Source organism: Streptomyces sp. NPDC014889 (assembly GCF_043081205.1).
Lineage (GTDB): Bacteria > Actinomycetota > Actinomycetes > Streptomycetales > Streptomycetaceae > Streptomyces.
Genome location: NZ_JBIBWH010000010.1, coordinates 312,927 through 329,854, shown reverse-complemented (window position 1 = coordinate 329,854; position 16,928 = coordinate 312,927). Strand labels below are relative to the sequence as shown.

Below are 16,928 nucleotides of genomic sequence, written 5' to 3'. Positions count from 1 at the left end.
TCCAGACCGTTCGCCATCACCTCGGCGGAGGCACCACCGCCGATGTCGAGGAAGTTGGCCGGCTTGACACCCTTGTGGGCCTCACCCGCGTAGGCAACGACGTCCAGGGTCGACATGACCAGACCCGCACCGTTGCCGATGATGCCGACCTCACCGTCGAGCTTGACGTAGTTGAGGTTCTTCTCCTTCGCGGCCGCCTCCAGCGGGTTCGCGGCAGCCTTGTCGTGCAGCTCCTCGAACTCCGGGTGACGGAACTCCGCGTTGTCGTCCAGCGACACCTTCCCGTCCAGGGCGATGACGTCACCGGAGGCGACCTTCGCGAGCGGGTTGACCTCGACCAGGAGGGCGTCCTCCTTGACGAAGACCTCCCACAGGCTGACCAGGACGTCGGCGACCTTGCCGGCGACCTCCGCCGGGAACTTGGCCGCGGCGACGATCTCCTCGGCCTTCGCCCGGTCCACACCGTCGATGGCGTCGATCGCGATCTGGGCGACGGCGTCGGGGCGGGTGGCCGCGACCTCCTCGATCTCCATGCCGCCCTCGACGGAGGCGATGGAGAGGAAGGTGCGGTTGGCGCGGTCGAGGAGGAAGGAGACGTAGTACTCCTCGAGGATCTCCGGAGCGGTCTCGGCGAGCATGACCTTGTGGACCGTGTGGCCCTTGATGTCCATGCCGAGAATGTCCGTCGCGCGCGCGACGGCCTCGTCCGGAGTGGCGGCCAGCTTGACGCCACCGGCCTTGCCGCGGCCACCGACCTTCACCTGGGCCTTGACGACCGACTTGCCGCCCAGCCGCTCGGTGATCTCGCGCGCCGCCTCAGGCGTGTCGATGACTTCACCGGCCAGCACCGGTACACCGTGCTTGGCGAAGAGGTCCCTCGCCTGGTACTCGAACAGGTCCACGCGCTTCCGTCCCTATCAGTGATCTCGCGGTTCGTTGGATGCGTGGGCGTGCCGCGAAGGGCAACGTGACGTCCGCTCTGGGTCACAGGGAAGGCGCACACGGTGTCCGAGCGCGCGGCATGTCCGTCTCGCAGGTTATCCCCGCTTACGGGGGTGGCCTAAATCGAGGGTCACACCTGAGCGGTGATACCTGTCACATGATGCCGCGCACTCTGGCACGGCGTGCCGTTGAAGCGGGGGCCTCACCGGGCTGGGGTTGACCGGGTGAGGCCCCCTCGTACAGCCCCGAGGGGCCGAGGGCGGGTGATCCCCACCCCTATGGGGACCGGCCTGCCCTTCCGCGAGGTCCCGTGCGGCACGGCCGGACGGACCGACGGCTTTCAGCCGTCCGGGCCCACCGGGCCCGCGGAGTCGGGTACTCTCCGCGTCCGGTCAGCCGGGGAAGACGGGGACGGCCTGGTACCGGTCCCGGGTGCCGGCCGCGGCAGCCCGGGCGGCGGCGCCGGGCACCAGCCGCAGCGGGGCCCGCTCGGGCAGCGTGACGGCGTGCCCGTCACCGTGCCGCGGGGTACCGGAGTCGGCCGCCGCGTGGTCACCGAGCACGCCGTCCGCACCACCGGCGGGGCCGTGCTGCCCGGGGAACCGGGCGAGCGGGGCGACGAGGCCGGCCCGGGGCGCGGGACGGGGCTCGACGCGCACGGTGGCGCCGCTGGTCCCGACGGTCGCGCCGGTCCGGACGGCCGGCCCGCCGGCGCAGCGAGGGCCGTAGGGAGCGGAGGGCGCGGAGGGCGCGGCAACGCCCTGCGCCGTACGGTCCTCGGGCGTGCCGGTGTGCCCACCGGACGTGGACGGGCCCGTGCTCCCGGCCGGCTGCCGCGGCTGAACCTCCGGAGCGGGGGCAACGGGCCCCGCCTGCGGCTCCCACGGCAACGGCAGGTCCGGCACAACAGGCAGATCGGGCACGACGGGCAGGTCGGGTACGACGGGCGCCGCCGGCGCCTCGGGCACCCCGCCCACCACGGCACCGACCACATCCCCGACCGGCTTCACGACCGGCCGGACCACGGACCCGACCACCACGCCCACCACTGGCTCGACAGGCTCGACGACCGGCTTCACGACCGGCCGGACCACTGACTCGGCGACCGGCTCGACCACCGGCCGCACGACACCTTCGACGACGGGCCGGACAACCGGCCCGGCGACCGGCTTCACGACACGCTCGACGACGGGCGCGGCGAGGGGTGCGGCGACGGGTGCGGCCACCGGCCGCACCACACGCTCGACGACTGGCTTCGCCACCCGGTCGGTCACGGCCGCGAGGCCGCCGGGCGAGGGCGAGGACGCGCGCCCCGGAACCGAGGCGGTCACCGTCCCGGTCAGGGGTGCCGCCGGTCCGCCGTCCGCCGCTCCCGCCTGCTGCCCGCAGACGAGTCCGAGGGCGAAGAACAGCCCCATCAGCAGCCCCAGTTGCAGCGCACGCCGTCCGGCCGCCGTACGCATCGCGCGTAGAGCGGTACCGGGCAGGGCTGCTGACCAGGTCAAGACAGGACGGTTCTTCCCGTACGGCGACAAGGATGTTGGGGCGTCGATCCTCGCACGGTGCTCCCAAGAGTGCGCAAGCCCTCTCCGGCCGGTGGGCGGCCAATGTCACACGGCATCCGGTATCGGAAGCGGCCGCTTCTCGATCGCCGCCGCCATCACCTCCGGGAACAGGTCGGGCGTGCAGGCGAACGCCGGTGCCCCGAGCGCCGCGAGAGCCGCCGCGTGCTCACGGTCGTAGGCGGGCGCGCCCTCGTCGGAGAGCGCGAGCAGCGTCACGAACTGCACGCCGGACGCCTTCATCGCGGCGACCCGCTTCAGCATCTCGTCGCGTATGCCTCCCTCGTACAGGTCGCTGATCAGCACGACAACCGTCTGAGCGGGCCGGGTGATCCGCGACTGGCAGTACGCCAGCGCCCGGTTGATGTCCGTGCCGCCGCCCAGCTGGGTGCCGAAGAGCACGTCCACCGGGTCGTCGAGCTGGTCGGTGAGGTCGGCAACCGCCGTGTCGAAGACGACCAGCCGCGTGCTGACGGACCGCATGGACGCCAGCACCGCCCCGAACACGGAGGCGTACACGACGGAGGCCGCCATCGACCCCGACTGGTCGACGCAGAGGACGACCTCCTTCTTCACGGACTGCGACGCCCGGCCGTAGCCGATCAGCCGCTCGGGCACGACCGTCCGGTACTCCGGCAGGTAGTTCTTGAGGTTGGCCGCGATCGTGCGGTTCCAGTCGATGTCGTGGTGACGCGGCCGGCTGATGCGCGCGCTGCGGTCGAGCGCGCCGGTGAGCGTGGCCCGGGTACGGGTGGCCAGCCGCTTCTCCAGGTCCTCGACGACCTTGCGCACCACGGCCCGGGCCGTCTCCTTCGTCGTCTCCGGCATCGCCTTGTTGAGCGAGAGGAGGGTGCCGACGAGGTGGACGTCCGCCTCCACCGCCTCCAGCATCTCCGGCTCCAGCAGCAGCGTGGCCAGCCCGAGCCGGTCGACGGCGTCCCGCTGCATGACCTGCACCACGGAGGAGGGGAAGTACGTCCGTATGTCCCCGAGCCAGCGCGCCACCGAGGGCGCCGAGCCTCCCAGTCCCGCCGCACGGTCCCGTCCCGTCCGTCCCGCCGACGGCTTGTCCCCCTTTCCGTAGAGCGCGGCGAGCGCCCCGTCCATCGCCGCGTCCCGCCCCGACAGCGCGCATCCGGTGCCGTCGGCCGGGCCGCCGCCGAGCACGAGCCGCCAGCGCCGCAGCCGTTCCTGGACCGCGTCCGTCACGTCGTGCCCCTCTTCCACGGTCATCCCGCCACCCCCGCGAGCTCGTTGCCCGGCCTCTCCCCGCCGGGACCGGGGCCGTCAAGGCCCAACAGCATCCGCAGCACGGGCAGTACGGCGTCCGCGCGCTCCTGGTCGAGTTCTGCGGCGAACCCGGGCACCCCGCCCGCCGGGCCCCCGGCCCCGCCGCCCTGCCCCGGACCGCGCCGGACCAGCTCCCCGAGCGTTCTGCGCACCCCCTGCTCGTACGCCGAGAAGGTGCGCCGCAGCAGCGGCAGCACGTCCGTGAACGCCTGCGCCGGCACGCCGGTCAGCCAGTCGTCGACGAGTCCGAGCAGCCGCTCGTCGTGCACGAGCAGCATCCCGCCCCCACCGCCGACGAAGCCCTCGATCCACGCGGCCGCGTCGGCCGGCGGCGTGCCCGGCGACAGCGCGAGGCCCATGAGCCGCGCCGCTCGCTCCTGCTCGACCTCCCCGTCGTCCAGCAGCAGGCGTACCGCGCGTCCGCGCAGCACCCCGGGGACGGTGTCCCGTCCGGACAGGGTCCGGAGCACTGCGTGCCAGCGGGCGCGCACTTCACCCTGCCCGGTCCTCGGGGTGTCGTCGAGCAGGGCGACCGCGCCGTGCACCGCGTCGACATGGCGCCGCATCTCCTCCGCCGCGCCCGCGTCCAGTGCGATGCAGGCCGGGGGCAGGCCGACGAAGATCCGCTCGGCCAGGCCGGCCGCCACCCCGGCCAGCGCCTCGGTGCCCGTGCCGCGCACGTCCCCGTAGCGCAGGGAGCGGACCAGGGCCGGCAGCGCCTGGGCGAGGTGCCCGACGTCCGCGTCGAGCGCCGCCCGGTCGGCGAGCACGCGCATGACCACGGGCAGCGCGTCGGGCAGTTCGGCGAGCAGGCAGCGCTCGGCGAGCGCGGTGACCTCGGCGAGGGCCTGAGCGGCCACGGCGTCCGCCTCCGCCCTGGCGGTCGCGGCGGCCGGCACGGTCGTCCCCCACACCCCGGCCTCGGCGACGCGCACCGACAGCTCGGGCTCCCAGCGCAGCCGCCAGCTCTCCCGGAACGTGCCCGTGCTGCCCCGCGAGACCACGGGCTCGCCCCAGCCCACGCCCAGCAGCCGCAACCGGTGGAGCAGCCTGCTGCGCCCGGCGTCGGTCTCCTTGCGCAGGTCGAGCTCCAGCTCCCGCTCCAGAGCCTCCGGTCTGAGCCGCAACCGCCGTTGCAGCCGGGCCAGATCGCGCTGCAACGGCACCGCGGGCGCCGCCTCGGGCACCGCTCCCAGCACGTCCCCGACCACCAGCCGGTCGTGCACCAGGGCCAGCGGCACCTCGGAGCCGTCGCACATCACGGCGCGCACCGCGTCCGTCGTCTCGCTCAGGCCCGCCAGCGGGCGGCCGCGCATCGCGGCGAGCGTCCCCGCCAGCCGCACCGCCTCGATGACATGCGCGGAGGAGACGATCCGGTCCTCCTCGCGCAGCAGTCCCGCCACCTTGGTCAGCCACCGCTCGACGGGCCGGTCCGGCACGTCGAACAGATGGGCGTACCAGCCGGGCGACTCGATGCCCGCGCCGTAGCCGGAGGCCCGGGACAGCCGCCGGTGGGTCCACGGCACCCAGGTCATGTCCGCCTTGACCTTGGGCAGTCCCTTCAACAGGGCCCGGTCGGCGGCGACGGTCGCCTTCCTCCGCAGCGCGGGCACGTGCCACGCCCCGCACACCACGGCGACGCCGTCACCGAACTCGCGCCGCGCCGCCCGCACTTGGAGTCGCATGTACGCCTCGCGCACAAGGTCCCGGTGGTCCTCCCCGCTGTCGTACGCCTCCCGCAGCGCGCCCATGGCCTCCTCCAGCACCAGGAACGGGGCGAACGCGTCCTCGCCGGCGCCCCGGTGCTCGACCACGTCCTCCCACCAGCGCTCGGGGTCGTCGTACCCGGCGGCCTCGGCGAGCGCGGCGAGCGGGTCGACGCGAACCGGGGCCTCGGGCGGGCACGCCCCCGCCGGGGGCTCCGCGGTCCCCTCCACCGCGGAGCCCTCCGCGTCGGCGCCGCCGTCGGCGGGCGGGCCGGCGTCGTCCCTGCCCCACGCGAGCGTGTGCGTGGCCGGCAGGTCGATGAAGCGGGCCGGGACGTCGTGCTCCAGTGCCCAGCGGACGGCGATCCACTCGGGCGAGAAACCGGCCAGCGGCCAGAACGCCGAGCGGCCGGGCTCGTCCACGGCGTGGGCGAGGAGCGCGACGGGCGGTCGCATGTCCTGGTCGGCGGCGAGCGGGATCAGCGCGTCCGCCTCCGGCGGGCCCTCGATCAGCACCGCCCGTGGTCGCGCCGCCTCCAGCGCGGCCCGCACCGCGCGCGCGGATCCGGGCCCGTGGTGCCGGACCCCGAGCAGCAGCGGCCCCGCGCCGGGCGGCCGGCCCCCGGCTTCCTCAACTTCCCTCACGCCGTCCCCTCCTCCCTCGTCCTCGCCCGCCGGTCCAGCTGGGCTCGTCGTCGGCTCGGGCCCGCGCCGTGCCGGCCGGCGGGTGTCCACCGCGGGTGGGCCGTCCGGTGCCGCTCACGCGCTCACCTCCCGGCAGGCCCGGTAGAAGTCCTTCCAGCCGTCGCGCTCGCGGACGACGGTCTCCAGGTACTCCTGCCAGACGACGCGGTCGGCCGCCGGGTCGCGGACGACGGCGCCGAGGATGCCGGCGGCCACGTCACCGGCCCGCAGCACGCCGTCGCCGAAGTGGGCGGCCAGCGCGAGGCCGCCGGTGACCACCGAGATCGCCTCGGCGGTGGACAGGGTGCCGCTGGGCGACTTCAGCTTCGTCCGGCCGTCGGTGGTGACGCCGTCGCGCAGTTCGCGGAAGACGGTCACGACCCGGCGGATCTCGTCGGCCCCGTCCGGGACCCCCGGCAGGTCGAGGGAGCGGCCGATCTGGTCGACGCGGCGCGCGACGATGCCGACCTCGGCCTCGGGGCTCTCCGGCAGTGGCAGCACCACCGTGTTGAACCGGCGGCGCAGGGCGCTCGACAGGTCGTTGACGCCGCGGTCGCGGTCGTTGGCGGTGGCGATCAGGTTGAAGCCGCGGACCGCCTGCACCTCCTCGCCCAGCTCCGGTATCGGCAGGGTCTTCTCGGACAGGATCGTGATCAGCGTGTCCTGCACGTCGGCCGGGATGCGGGTCAGCTCCTCGACCCGGGCGGTCATGCCCTGCGCCATGGCCCGCATGACCGGGCTGGGCACGAGGGCGTCACGGCTCGGGCCGTGCGCCAGCAGCCGGGCGTAGTTCCAGCCGTAGCGGATCGCCTCCTCCGGGGTGCCGGCCGTGCCCTGCACCAGCAGGGTCGAGTCACCGCTGACCGCCGCGGCCAGGTGCTCGGAGACCCACGTCTTCGCGGTGCCCGGCACGCCGAGCAGGAGCAGGGCGCGGTCGGTGGCGAGGGTGGTGACCGCGACCTCGACGATGCGGCGGGGGCCCACGTACTTCGGTGTGATCACGGTGCCGTCCGGCAGCGTGCCGCCGAGGAGGTAGGTCGCGACGGCCCACGGCGACAGCTTCCAGCGGGCCGGGCGCGGACGGTCGTCGTGTGCGGCGAGCGCCGCCAGCTCGGCCGCGAAGGCCTGTTCGGCGTGCGGGCGCAGCGTCTGCGCCTCCGGTGTGTTCGCGGGCGCGGAGTGGTTCTGGCGCACTTCGACGGGTGTCGGTTCGACGGACACAGACATGGCTGAGGCCCCCTCCAGCTCGGCCGGTTCGGATCTGTCACCAACCGTGCACCACGGCACTGACAATGCGTTCTGACCTGCGCGGACACGCTCGCCAGGCCGATTGTCAGTGGCAGGACCTACCGTCGACGACATGACTCAGCAGGGGGTGCGCTGGAGCGCGGACCAGGTGCTGGCACTGGCGCCTGACACCGCGTCGCGCAAAGCGGGGAGCAAACTCGGCGCGGCCGGGCCGTGGTCCGAGGCGGGGTGTTCCGAAGAGGGGGCGGTGTGGGGACTGTGCAAGGGCAGTGGCAGCACGCCGTACCGGACGGTCGTCGACCTGACGGGCAGTGCCGGACCGGTGTACAAGTGCAGTTGTCCGAGCCGGAAGTTCCCGTGCAAGCACGCGCTCGGCCTGCTGCTGCTGTGGGCGGGCGGCCACGGCGCGGTGCCGTCCGGGCAGGCTCCCGACTGGGCCGGGCAGTGGCTGGCGGCGCGCGGGGAGCGGACGGCGCGCGAGCGGTCGGACGGGGCCGCGGGCCCGGCCTCCGGTGCCGCTGATCCCCGGGCGGCGCTGCGCAGGGCGGAGCGCCGGGCCGAGCGGATCAGCGCGGGAGTGACGGAGCTGGAGCAGCGCCTGGCCGACCTGCTGCGCGGCGGTCTGGCCCCGGCCGAACAGGCGGGGTACGGGCTGTGGGAGGAGACGGCGGCCCGCATGGTCGACGCGCAGGCACCCGGGCTGGCGGGACGGGTACGGGAGCTGGGGGCCGTGCCGTCGTCGGGACCGGGCTGGCCGGTGCGGCTGCTGGAGGAGTGCGCGCTGCTGCACCTGCTGGGCCAGGGCTGGCTGGGCCGCGAGCGACTGCCGGAGAGTTTGTCGGCGACGGTCCGTTCCCGGGTTGGGCTGCCCGTCGCCGCGGACGGGCCCGCGGTGCGGGACCGCTGGCTCGTCCTCGCCCAGTACGACACCGAGGACGCGAGGCTGACCACGCGCAGGATCTGGCTGCACGGCGCCGGCTCCGGCCGTACGGCTCTGCTGCTCTCCTACGGCGCGGCGGGCCGGGCCCCGGAGCTCGCGCTGCCGGTGGGCCTGGCCCTGGAGGCGGACGTGGCCTCCTATCCGGGCGCGGGACAGCCGCGGGCGGCCCTGGGCGAGCGGTTCGCGCCCCCGGCCCCCACCCGGGTCCGTCCGCCCGGTGTGACGACGGCGCAGGCGGCCGCCCGCTACGGCGCTGCGTTGCGGGACGACCCGTGGGTGGAGTCGGTTCCGGTGACGCTGGCGGAGGTGGTGCCGATCCCGGACGGCGAGTCCTGGCAGCTGGCCGACGCCGCCTCCGACTCCGCGCTGCCAGTCACTCGCGCGGCCCGTGCGCGTCCGGGTCTGTGGCGGCTGGTCGCCCTGTCGGGCGGCGCGCCGGTCACGGTCTTCGGCGAGTGCGGCCACCGGGGCTTCACCCCGTTGACCGCCTGGCCGCAGGGCGAAGGAGGGATGGTGACGCTGTGCTGACGTTTTATCAACCATCCGTGACATCACCCCTGGCAGCAGGCTTGGAATGTCCGGCAAAGGAGTGACGTCACCGCACTACCCGGGGCACTGCGGCCACAGCGGGAACCTCTCACCCAAAAGGCGCAAAATGTCAGAGAGTATCCCATCTGAATATGTTTTCTCTTCAGCACCAGGCATTTGTTCCACCCCAGGGGAAACCCGGTCCATGTGACCCTTCAACCACTCCCGGGCAGCCGGCCACGGAAAGGAAGCTCATGATCAGGACCTCCACCCCGCCGGAGGCGCCCGCCACGGGCGCCTGGGAGGAGTTGGTCACCACCGCCCTGCTCGGCACGGACCGGCGCACGCCCCCGGTCGGCGCGCCCGGACGGACGGCGCCGGTGGCGCTGCTCGACGCGGCGGCCGTGGAGACCGTGCGGCGGCGTGCGGGGCTGCGCCCCGCGCCGGCGGGCCGGCGCCCGGAGCCCGCACCGCAGGATCCGCGTCCGCCGCTGCCCGCGGCCGCGGCCCGCAGGCTCGCCATGCTGCTGGCCGACCGGCCCGGTACGGCGGGCGGCCGCAGGGGCACGGCACCGGACCTCGTGGAACTGCTGCCCCAATGGCTCGCGGCGGCGAACGCCCACGGGTACGCCCCACCCCCGGAGGCGCTGCCCGCCCTGCTCGACGCCGCTCGCGGCCGTACGGACCTGCGCCCGGCCGCACTGGCCTTCGGCGGACCGCGCGCACTGTGGCTGGCGGGGCTGAACCCGGACTGGCGGTTCGCCCTGCGAGCGGCCCAGGGCTCCGCCGCCGCGCCGGCCGGCCCCGAGGGCGCCGACCGCGTCCGCAGGCTGTGGGAGGAGGGCCTGTTCGCGGAGCGGGTCGCACTGCTGGCGTCGATACGCGCGCGCAGGCCCGGGGCCGCACGCGAGCTGCTCGCCGGCTCCTGGGCCGGTGAGCGGGCCGAGGACCGGCTGATGTTCCTCGACTCACTGCGGACAGGGCTCGGCCCGGACGACGAGGCGTTCCTGGAGCACGCCCTCGCCGACCGCAGCCGCAATGTACGGTCCACGGCCGCGGAGTTGCTCTCGGCGCTGCCCGGATCGGCGCTCGCCGCGCGCATGGCGGCCCGGGCCGGCTCCTGCGTGGCCGTCGACCACATGCGCGGGACCCCGACGCTCGCCGTCGAGGCGCCGCACGAGTGCGACTCGGCCATGGAGCGCGACGGGATCGCCCCCAAGGCTCCGGCGGGGCGAGGTGAACGATCTTGGTGGCTCGGCCAGTTGGTGGAGGCGGCACCGCTCGGCACCTGGCCCGGACGGCTGGGCGGGCGCACACCGCGGGAGATCGTGGCCCTGCCGGTCGCGGACGGATGGCAGGGCGAACTGCACGCCGCCTGGTGCCGGGCGGCGGTGCGGCAGCGGGACGCACAGTGGGCTCGGGCGCTGCTCGGTCCGCCCGCCGCCCCCGACGCCGGCGGTCCCGGAGCGGTGTCCCTGGCCGAGCGAGCCAAACTGCTCGGCACGCTGGACGCCGCCGAGCGGGCCGACTGGGTGGCCGGATTCATCGCGGCGCACGGGCTGCCCGAGGCGTTTCAACTGCTCGGGGTCTGCGCGGTGCCGTGGGCGGCACCGCTCGGGCGGGCGGTGGTCGACGCGCTCAACATCGCGCGGGACGCAGGGAGTTACCCATGGAGTTTCAGTGGAGTGATGGGGCTTGCCGAGCGGTGCCTGGATCCCGCGGAGGCGAGTCGGCTCGACGGGCTGCTGGCGGTTCCGGACGAGGCGGAGGACGCGTCGCCGGGGGCCGGAGGGTACTGGGCGGAGGCTTTCCAGCGGCTGGTGACGACCTTGCGGCTGCGCTCCGCCATGGCCGAGGAACTGGAGGCGGCGCGGGCCGGCTGAGCACCGCTCCGGGTGACGGCGGGTCTCCCTGGGGGCCGTGCCCCCAGGACGGGCCGCTCGCACCCGGCCCGAGGCGGGAGATTCCGCGGGAGCCGCCGGGGCCCCTACGCCTCGGCGGGCTGACGGACGTTCGCCCTGACCCAGTCGACGATCGACTGGGTGGTCGCGCCCGGGGTGAAGATCTCGGCGACACCCTTCTCCTTGAGCGGCGGGATGTCGTCCTCCGGGATGATGCCGCCGCCGAAGACGACGATGTCCTCCGCGTCGCGCGCCCCGAGCAGTTCGATCACCGCGGCGAACAGCGTGTTGTGCGCGCCCGAGAGGATGGACAGACCGATCGCGTCGGCGTCCTCCTGGATCGCCGTGTCGACGATCTGCTCCGGGGTCTGGTGGAGCCCGGTGTAGATGACCTCCATACCGGCGTCGCGCAGGGCCCGCGCGATCACCTTGGCGCCCCGATCGTGGCCGTCGAGCCCCGGCTTGGCCACCACCACGCGGATCGGACCGGCTGCCACACCCATCACTGCCTCCATGAAGCGACTACATCCATCCGTACCGACAAGTACCGCACTCGCGGCACGGACACCCCGCACCACACCGGCCGGGGAAGTGAACGAACGTTATCGCCAGCATCCCGCACCCGGCAGTTTCACGACGCAGAGGGAGGGGGAAATCACATGGTGGGACACTCCCCCGAGTTCACCGGGCAGGGGGGACCCGCAGGCCGCGCATCGTTCCCCGTCCGCGCGGCCCGAGCGCCGCTCTCCCGTGCCGCGGCGCGCGGACCACTGCGGGAGCAGACACGACGGGAGCCGCAACGAGGTCGCCGCACCACCGCGCCGCAGGCCGCGCGCCGCGGTGGTGCGACGTATCGGCGAGGGCAGAAAGGGCACCCGGTACCGGTGGGGCACGGCAGCGCGAAGCCCGCCCGGCCGGCCGCACCCGCCGCGACTGCCCACGAGGGCACACGGGGGACAGGGCCGTCCTCCAGCGTGCCGACAGGAGGTCGGCCATGAAGGTCACCAGGGTCGCGGACCCCATTCTCCCGCTCTGCCGGTGCCTGCTGCCGTGCAGGCTGGCGGGGCTCTCACTGGCTCTGCTGAAGGCGACCGCCCTGGAGCTCGCGATCCTCGCGGGCCATCTCCTGCTCTATCCCTCGGGCATCGTCCAGGAGCGCCGCGGCGCCTCCGGCGCGGTCCCGAAGCCCGGCGGCGCCGCCCAGCTGCCGACCGAGGCCAAGCCGCCGGTCGTGCTGCTGCACGGGTTCATCGACAACCGCTCGGTGTTCGTCCTGCTGCGCCGCAGCCTCGCCCAGCACGGCAGGCAGCGGGTGGAGTCCCTGAACTACTCGCCGCTGACCTGCGACATCCGCACCGCCGCCGAACTGCTCGGCCGGCACATAGAGGAGATCTGCGAGCGCACCGGCAGCAGGCAGATCGACGTCGTCGGGCACAGCCTCGGCGGACTGATCGCCCGCTACTACGTGCAGCGGCTCGGCGGCGACCTGCGGGTCCGCACCCTCGTCACCCTCGGCACCCCGCACTCCGGCACCCGGGTCGCGCCGCTGGCCAACGCCCATCCGATCGTGCGGCAGATGCGCCCCGGTTCCGAGCTGATCGAGGAGCTGTCACGCCCGGCGCCGGGCTGCAGTACGCACTTCGTCAGCTTCTGGAGCGACCTCGACCACCTGATGGATCCGCTGGAGTCGGCCTGCATCCACCACCCCGACCTGAAGGTGGAGAACGTCCAGGTGAGCGGAATCGGACATCTCGCCCTGCCGCTGCACCCCGCAGTGGCGACCGGGATACGGCAGGTCCTCGACACCGCACGGCCCGGCGACCCGACCGCCGAGCGCGCCGGCGGAGTGACCGTCGCCTGACGGCCGACCTCCTGAGATCGAACGAAACTCGAACACAAAGTTAAAGCCGTCTCCACACACCGCCGAAACACGGCTGAATGCCCGTTTCCCGCCTCGGGGAAACCAGCGGAAGATTGTCGCGCCCTCGTACCGCCGGGTACAGTCGCCGCACTGCTCTGCCAGCCCCTGTTGTCGAGGCGAAAGAGAAGTTGGTGAACGACCGTCACCCGCCGGGGAGCGCGACCGCCCCGGCTCCGGCCTCCGATGCCGCCTCGACGCCCTACGCGTCGTACGACGGACAGGAAGCCGCGTACGGCGACTTCACCACCTACGGCGACTACGGCGCCACCGGTTTCCACACCGGCACGTACGCCCCGGCGAACTACGCCGCCGACCCGCTCCACGACGGCTTCACGGCCGGCGAGGCGCACACCACGGGTTCGTACGACACCGCCGGCTGGTCCGCGAACGGCCACCAGAGCGCGAACTACGACCCGTACGCGGCCCAGCACCACACCGCCTACGACACCGGCGCGTACGACACCGGCGCGTACGACACCACCGCCTGGGCCACGGGCTACCAGCAGCAACTGGCCTTCGTCCCACCGCAGTCCGCACCGGTCGACACCAGCGGCCAGTGGGACGCGCACACCTGGCTCCAGCCGGAGCAGACGCCCGCCGCCGACGCCACCCAGCAGTGGGACTGGAACGCGCAGGCCTTCGACACTGGCGCGTACGACGCCACGCAGTGGAACGGCGACGACACCACGACCGTCACCGAGAACGTCGACACGTCCGAGACGCACGAAACGCACGAAACGCACCAGCCGCAGGGCGACCTGGCCGAAGAGGAACCGGCCGTCACCGTCGAGCCGGACGCGGCCCCGCCGCTGCTCGACGACGAGGAAGAAGTCACGCCCGTCGCGCCCCCCGCCCCGCGAGCGGCCTCCCGCGCCGCGAGCCGTTCCCGGCGCCGCAGCCCGGCCAAGCGCTCCGCACTGCTCACGGTCGCCGTGCCCTCGGTCTGCGTGATGGGGGTCGCCGGAATCGCCGCCGCCTCCGTGGGCGGACTGACCGAGGACGGCAAGGACAACGCGGCGGCCATGCCCGACGCGCACCCGGTCAAAGCGTCCACCGCCAACAACAAGCTGGACACCCAGTTGCAGAGCCTGTCCGCGGGGGCGAACGACTTCGCCGACCGGGCCAGCCGGTACCAGGAACGCATCGACCTCAAGGCACAGCAGGACGCCGAGAAGAAGAAGGCGGCGGAGGAGGCGGCCCGTCTGGAGCGGTTGCGCCCCAAGTTCGCCGTCCCCGTCCTCCAGAGGGGCCTCAGCGCCTACTACGGCCAGGCCGGCGTGAACTGGATGTCCGTGCACACCGGTATCGACTTCCCCGTGTCGTACGGGACTTCGGTGCTGGCCGCCACCGACGGCACGGTCCGCACGCAGTGGAACAGCGCCTACGGCAACATGATGATCGTGACCGCGATGGACGGCACGGAGACGTGGTACTGCCACCTCTCCAGCTACCGGGTCCCCTCCGGTACGACGGTGAAGGCCGGAGAGCCCATCGCGTACTCCGGGAACTCCGGCAACTCCACCGGCCCGCACCTGCACTTCGAGGTCAGGCCCGCGGGCGGGGCGCCCATCGACCCGCTGCCGTGGCTGCGCAGCCACGGCCTCGACCCGACGTAGCCCCCGCTCCAGCTACAGCTTCTCCACCGGCGCGTACCGCAGCAGCAGCCGCTTGGGCTTGTCGTCGCCGAAGTCGATCGTCGCCTGTGCCTTGTCGCCCGTGCCCGCGACGGCGACCACCGTGCCCAGGCCGAACTGGTCGTGCGTGACCCGGTCTCCGACGGCGAGGGCCGCCACCGGCTTCTCCGAGGTACGGCGGGTGGCGAAGCCCGAGGCGCCGGACGCCGACGAGCGGGATCGGGACGAGGACAGCGAGGCCGCCACCGAGGACGCCGGACCGGAGGACGCGAAGCCCGAGCCGCCCGTACGCTTCCAGTCCACGTGCGTCGTCGGGATCTCCTCCAGGAACCGGGAGGGCGGGTTGTACGACGGCTGGCCCCAGGCGCTGCGCATCGCCGAGCGGGTCAGGTACAGCCGCTCCCGCGCGCGCGTGATGCCGACGTAGGCCAGGCGCCGCTCCTCCTCCAGCTCCTTGGCCTGGCCGAGGGCCCGCATGTGCGGGAAGACGCCGTCCTCCATGCCGGTCAGGAAGACCACCGGGAACTCCAGGCCCTTGGCGGTGTGCAGGGTCATCAGCGTGATGACGCCGTCGCCGTCCTCCTCGTCCGGGATCTGGTCCGAGTCGGCGACCAGGGCGACCTGCTCCAGGAAGTCGGACAGCGCGACCGGCTCACCCTCCCCGCGCTCCTGCTCGAACTCCAGGGCGACGGCGGCGAGTTCCTGGAGGTTCTCGATCCGGGTCTCGTCCTGCGGGTCGGTGGAGGCCTGCAACTCGCCCAGGTAGCCGGTGCGTTCCAGGACCGCCTCCAGGACCGTGGCCGGTCCGGCGCCCGATTCGACGATCGTGCGGAGGTCCTCCATCAGCGTGTTGAACCGCTTGACCGCGTTCGTGGAGCGCGCGGCCATGCCGTACGCCTCGTCGACGCGGCGCAGCGCCTGCGGGAAGCTGATCCTCTCCCGCTGGGCGAGTGCGTCGATCATCGCCTCGGCGCGCTCGCCGATGCCCCGCTTGGGCACGTTGAGGATGCGACGCAGCGGGACGGAGTCCTCGGGGTTGGCCAGGACCCGCAGGTAGGCCAGGACGTCCCGGACCTCCTTGCGCTCGTAGAAGCGGACGCCGCCGACGACCTTGTAGGGCAGGCCGACGCGGATGAAGATCTCTTCGAAGACACGGGACTGGGCGTTGGTGCGGTAGAAGACGGCGACGTCGCCGGCCTTGGCCTCGCCCGCGTCCGTGAGGCGGTCTATCTCGTCGGCGACGAACTGCGCCTCGTCGTGCTCGGTGTCGGCGACGTAACCCGTGATGCGGGCGCCCGCGCCGGCGTTGGTCCACAGGTTCTTGGGGCGGCGGGACTCGTTGCGCTCGATGACCGCGTTGGCGGCGGACAGGATCGTCTGCGTGGAGCGGTAGTTCTGCTCCAGCAGGATCGTCGTCGCGTCCGGGTAGTCCTCCTCGAACTGGAGGATGTTGCGGATGGTCGCGCCGCGGAAGGCGTAGATCGACTGGTCGGCGTCACCGACCACGCACAGCTCGGCCGGGCGCAGGTCGTCCTCGGCCGGCGGTACGTCCACGGGATGCTCGGCGGTGCCAACCAGTTCCCGCACCAGGGCGTACTGCGCGTGGTTGGTGTCCTGGTACTCGTCGACCAGGACGTGCCGGAAGCGGCGACGGTAGTGCTCCGCGACGTCCGGGAAGGCGCGCAGCAGGTTGACCGTCGTCATGATCAGGTCGTCGAAGTCGAGTGCGTTGGCCTCGCGCAGCCGCGACTGGTACAGGGCGTAGGCCTGGGCGAGGGTCTTCTCGAAGCCGTCGGTCGCCTGGGCGGCGAAGTCCTCCTCGTCGATCAGCTCGTTCTTGAGGTTGCTGATCTTGGCGCTGAACGACTTGGGCGGGTAGCGCTTGGGGTCGAGGTCCAGGTCACGGCAGACCAGGGCCATCAGGCGCTTGGAGTCGGCGGCGTCGTAGATCGAGAAGGAGGACGTGAAGCCGAGCTTCTTGCTCTCCCGGCGCAGGATGCGCACGCACGCGCTGTGGAAGGTCATCACCCACATCGCGCCCGCGCGCGGCCCGACGAGCTGCTCGACGCGCTCCTTCATCTCGCCGGCGGCCTTGTTGGTGAAGGTGATCGCCAGGATCTGGCCGGGGTGGGCGCCCCGCTCGGCCAGCAGGTACGCGATCCGGTGCGTGAGCACACGGGTCTTGCCGGAGCCGGCGCCGGCCACGATGAGCAGCGGGGCGCCGGAGTGCACGACGGCGGCGCGCTGGTTGTCGTTCAGCCCCTCCAGGAGCGCGGCCGGGTCCACGACCGGCCGGTGGGCGCCGTCGCGGTAGTAGGCGTCACGGTCCGGGGGCGCGTCGAACTTCCCGCCGAACAGATCGTCCGGAACCGGCTCCGGAGCGTGATCGTCCTCGGGCGGCGGCGGGGGCTCTTCCTCGTGGCCGCGGGGGGCCTGGAGATCCGCCAGGAAGCTGTCGTCAAAGAGGCTGCTCATCGCTCTACGAGTCTAGGGCGCCCCACCGACAACCCGTGGCCGCACCGGAAAGATCCCTGTTCGACGGGCCGAGACGAAGGTCACGAAAACGTATCGG

The 16,928-nt window shown here is 73.3% G+C and carries 11 protein-coding genes; 4 read left to right on the top strand and 7 right to left on the bottom strand.

Going from position 1 to position 16,928, the window contains the following annotated elements; translation table 11 throughout:
• The 5 genes from sucC to ACF09J_RS22310 form a co-directional block, all read right to left on the bottom strand.
• The coding region (sucC, locus tag ACF09J_RS22330; RefSeq protein WP_392307174.1) for an ADP-forming succinate--CoA ligase subunit beta at window positions 1–902 on the bottom strand (902 nt) is incomplete at its 3' end.
• A 432-nt stretch (window positions 903–1,334) separates the two neighbouring features.
• On the bottom strand, window positions 1,335–2,447 hold the full coding sequence (locus ACF09J_RS22325) for a hypothetical protein (protein ID WP_392307173.1): 1,113 nt from the start codon (window positions 2,445–2,447) through the stop codon (window positions 1,335–1,337).
• 105 nt (window positions 2,448–2,552) lie between these two features.
• Window positions 2,553–3,737 carry a VWA domain-containing protein gene (locus tag ACF09J_RS22320; protein ID WP_392307172.1) on the bottom strand — a complete coding sequence of 395 codons (1,185 nt, stop codon included), beginning with the start codon at window positions 3,735–3,737 and terminating at the stop codon, window positions 2,553–2,555.
• Window positions 3,734–6,145, bottom strand: a complete 2,412-nt coding sequence (locus ACF09J_RS22315; RefSeq protein ID WP_392307171.1) for a DUF5682 family protein — start codon at window positions 6,143–6,145, stop codon at window positions 3,734–3,736. The genes ACF09J_RS22320 and ACF09J_RS22315 overlap by 4 nt, the downstream gene beginning before the upstream one ends.
• Before the next feature lie 114 nt (window positions 6,146–6,259).
• The gene (locus ACF09J_RS22310; RefSeq protein ID WP_392307170.1) at window positions 6,260–7,411 is read right to left on the bottom strand and encodes an AAA family ATPase; all 1,152 of its coding nucleotides are present in this window, start codon (window positions 7,409–7,411) and stop codon (window positions 6,260–6,262) included.
• 133 nt (window positions 7,412–7,544) lie between these two features.
• On the opposite strand from ACF09J_RS22310, the gene ACF09J_RS22305 reads away from it, so the two are divergent.
• The gene (locus ACF09J_RS22305; RefSeq protein WP_392307169.1) at window positions 7,545–8,900 is read left to right on the top strand and encodes an SWIM zinc finger family protein; all 1,356 of its coding nucleotides are present in this window, start codon (window positions 7,545–7,547) and stop codon (window positions 8,898–8,900) included.
• A 254-nt stretch (window positions 8,901–9,154) separates the two neighbouring features.
• Window positions 9,155–10,783 carry a DUF5691 domain-containing protein gene (locus tag ACF09J_RS22300; RefSeq protein ID WP_392307168.1) on the top strand — a complete coding sequence of 543 codons (1,629 nt, stop codon included), beginning with the start codon at window positions 9,155–9,157 and terminating at the stop codon, window positions 10,781–10,783.
• Between the two features lie 104 nt (window positions 10,784–10,887).
• Here ACF09J_RS22300 and ACF09J_RS22295 read toward each other — a convergent pair whose 3' ends face one another.
• On the bottom strand, window positions 10,888–11,304 hold the full coding sequence (locus ACF09J_RS22295; protein WP_392307167.1) for a cobalamin B12-binding domain-containing protein: 417 nt from the start codon (window positions 11,302–11,304) through the stop codon (window positions 10,888–10,890).
• Between the two features lie 491 nt (window positions 11,305–11,795).
• Between ACF09J_RS22295 and ACF09J_RS22290 the strand changes: the two genes are divergently transcribed.
• Together ACF09J_RS22290 and ACF09J_RS22285 are read left to right on the top strand one after the other, a co-directional pair.
• A complete protein-coding gene (locus ACF09J_RS22290; protein WP_392307166.1) occupies window positions 11,796–12,662 on the top strand; it encodes an esterase/lipase family protein in 867 nt (288 codons plus the stop codon).
• A 77-nt stretch (window positions 12,663–12,739) separates the two neighbouring features.
• Window positions 12,740–14,338 carry a M23 family metallopeptidase gene (locus ACF09J_RS22285; protein WP_392307165.1) on the top strand — a complete coding sequence of 533 codons (1,599 nt, stop codon included), beginning with the start codon at window positions 12,740–12,742 and terminating at the stop codon, window positions 14,336–14,338.
• Window positions 14,339–14,350: 12 nt separating this feature from the next.
• Here the strand turns inward: ACF09J_RS22285 and pcrA are convergent, their stop codons facing one another.
• The gene (gene pcrA / locus ACF09J_RS22280) at window positions 14,351–16,831 is read right to left on the bottom strand and encodes a DNA helicase PcrA (RefSeq protein ID WP_392307164.1); all 2,481 of its coding nucleotides are present in this window, start codon (window positions 16,829–16,831) and stop codon (window positions 14,351–14,353) included.
• Window positions 16,832–16,928: the final 97 nt, after the last annotated feature.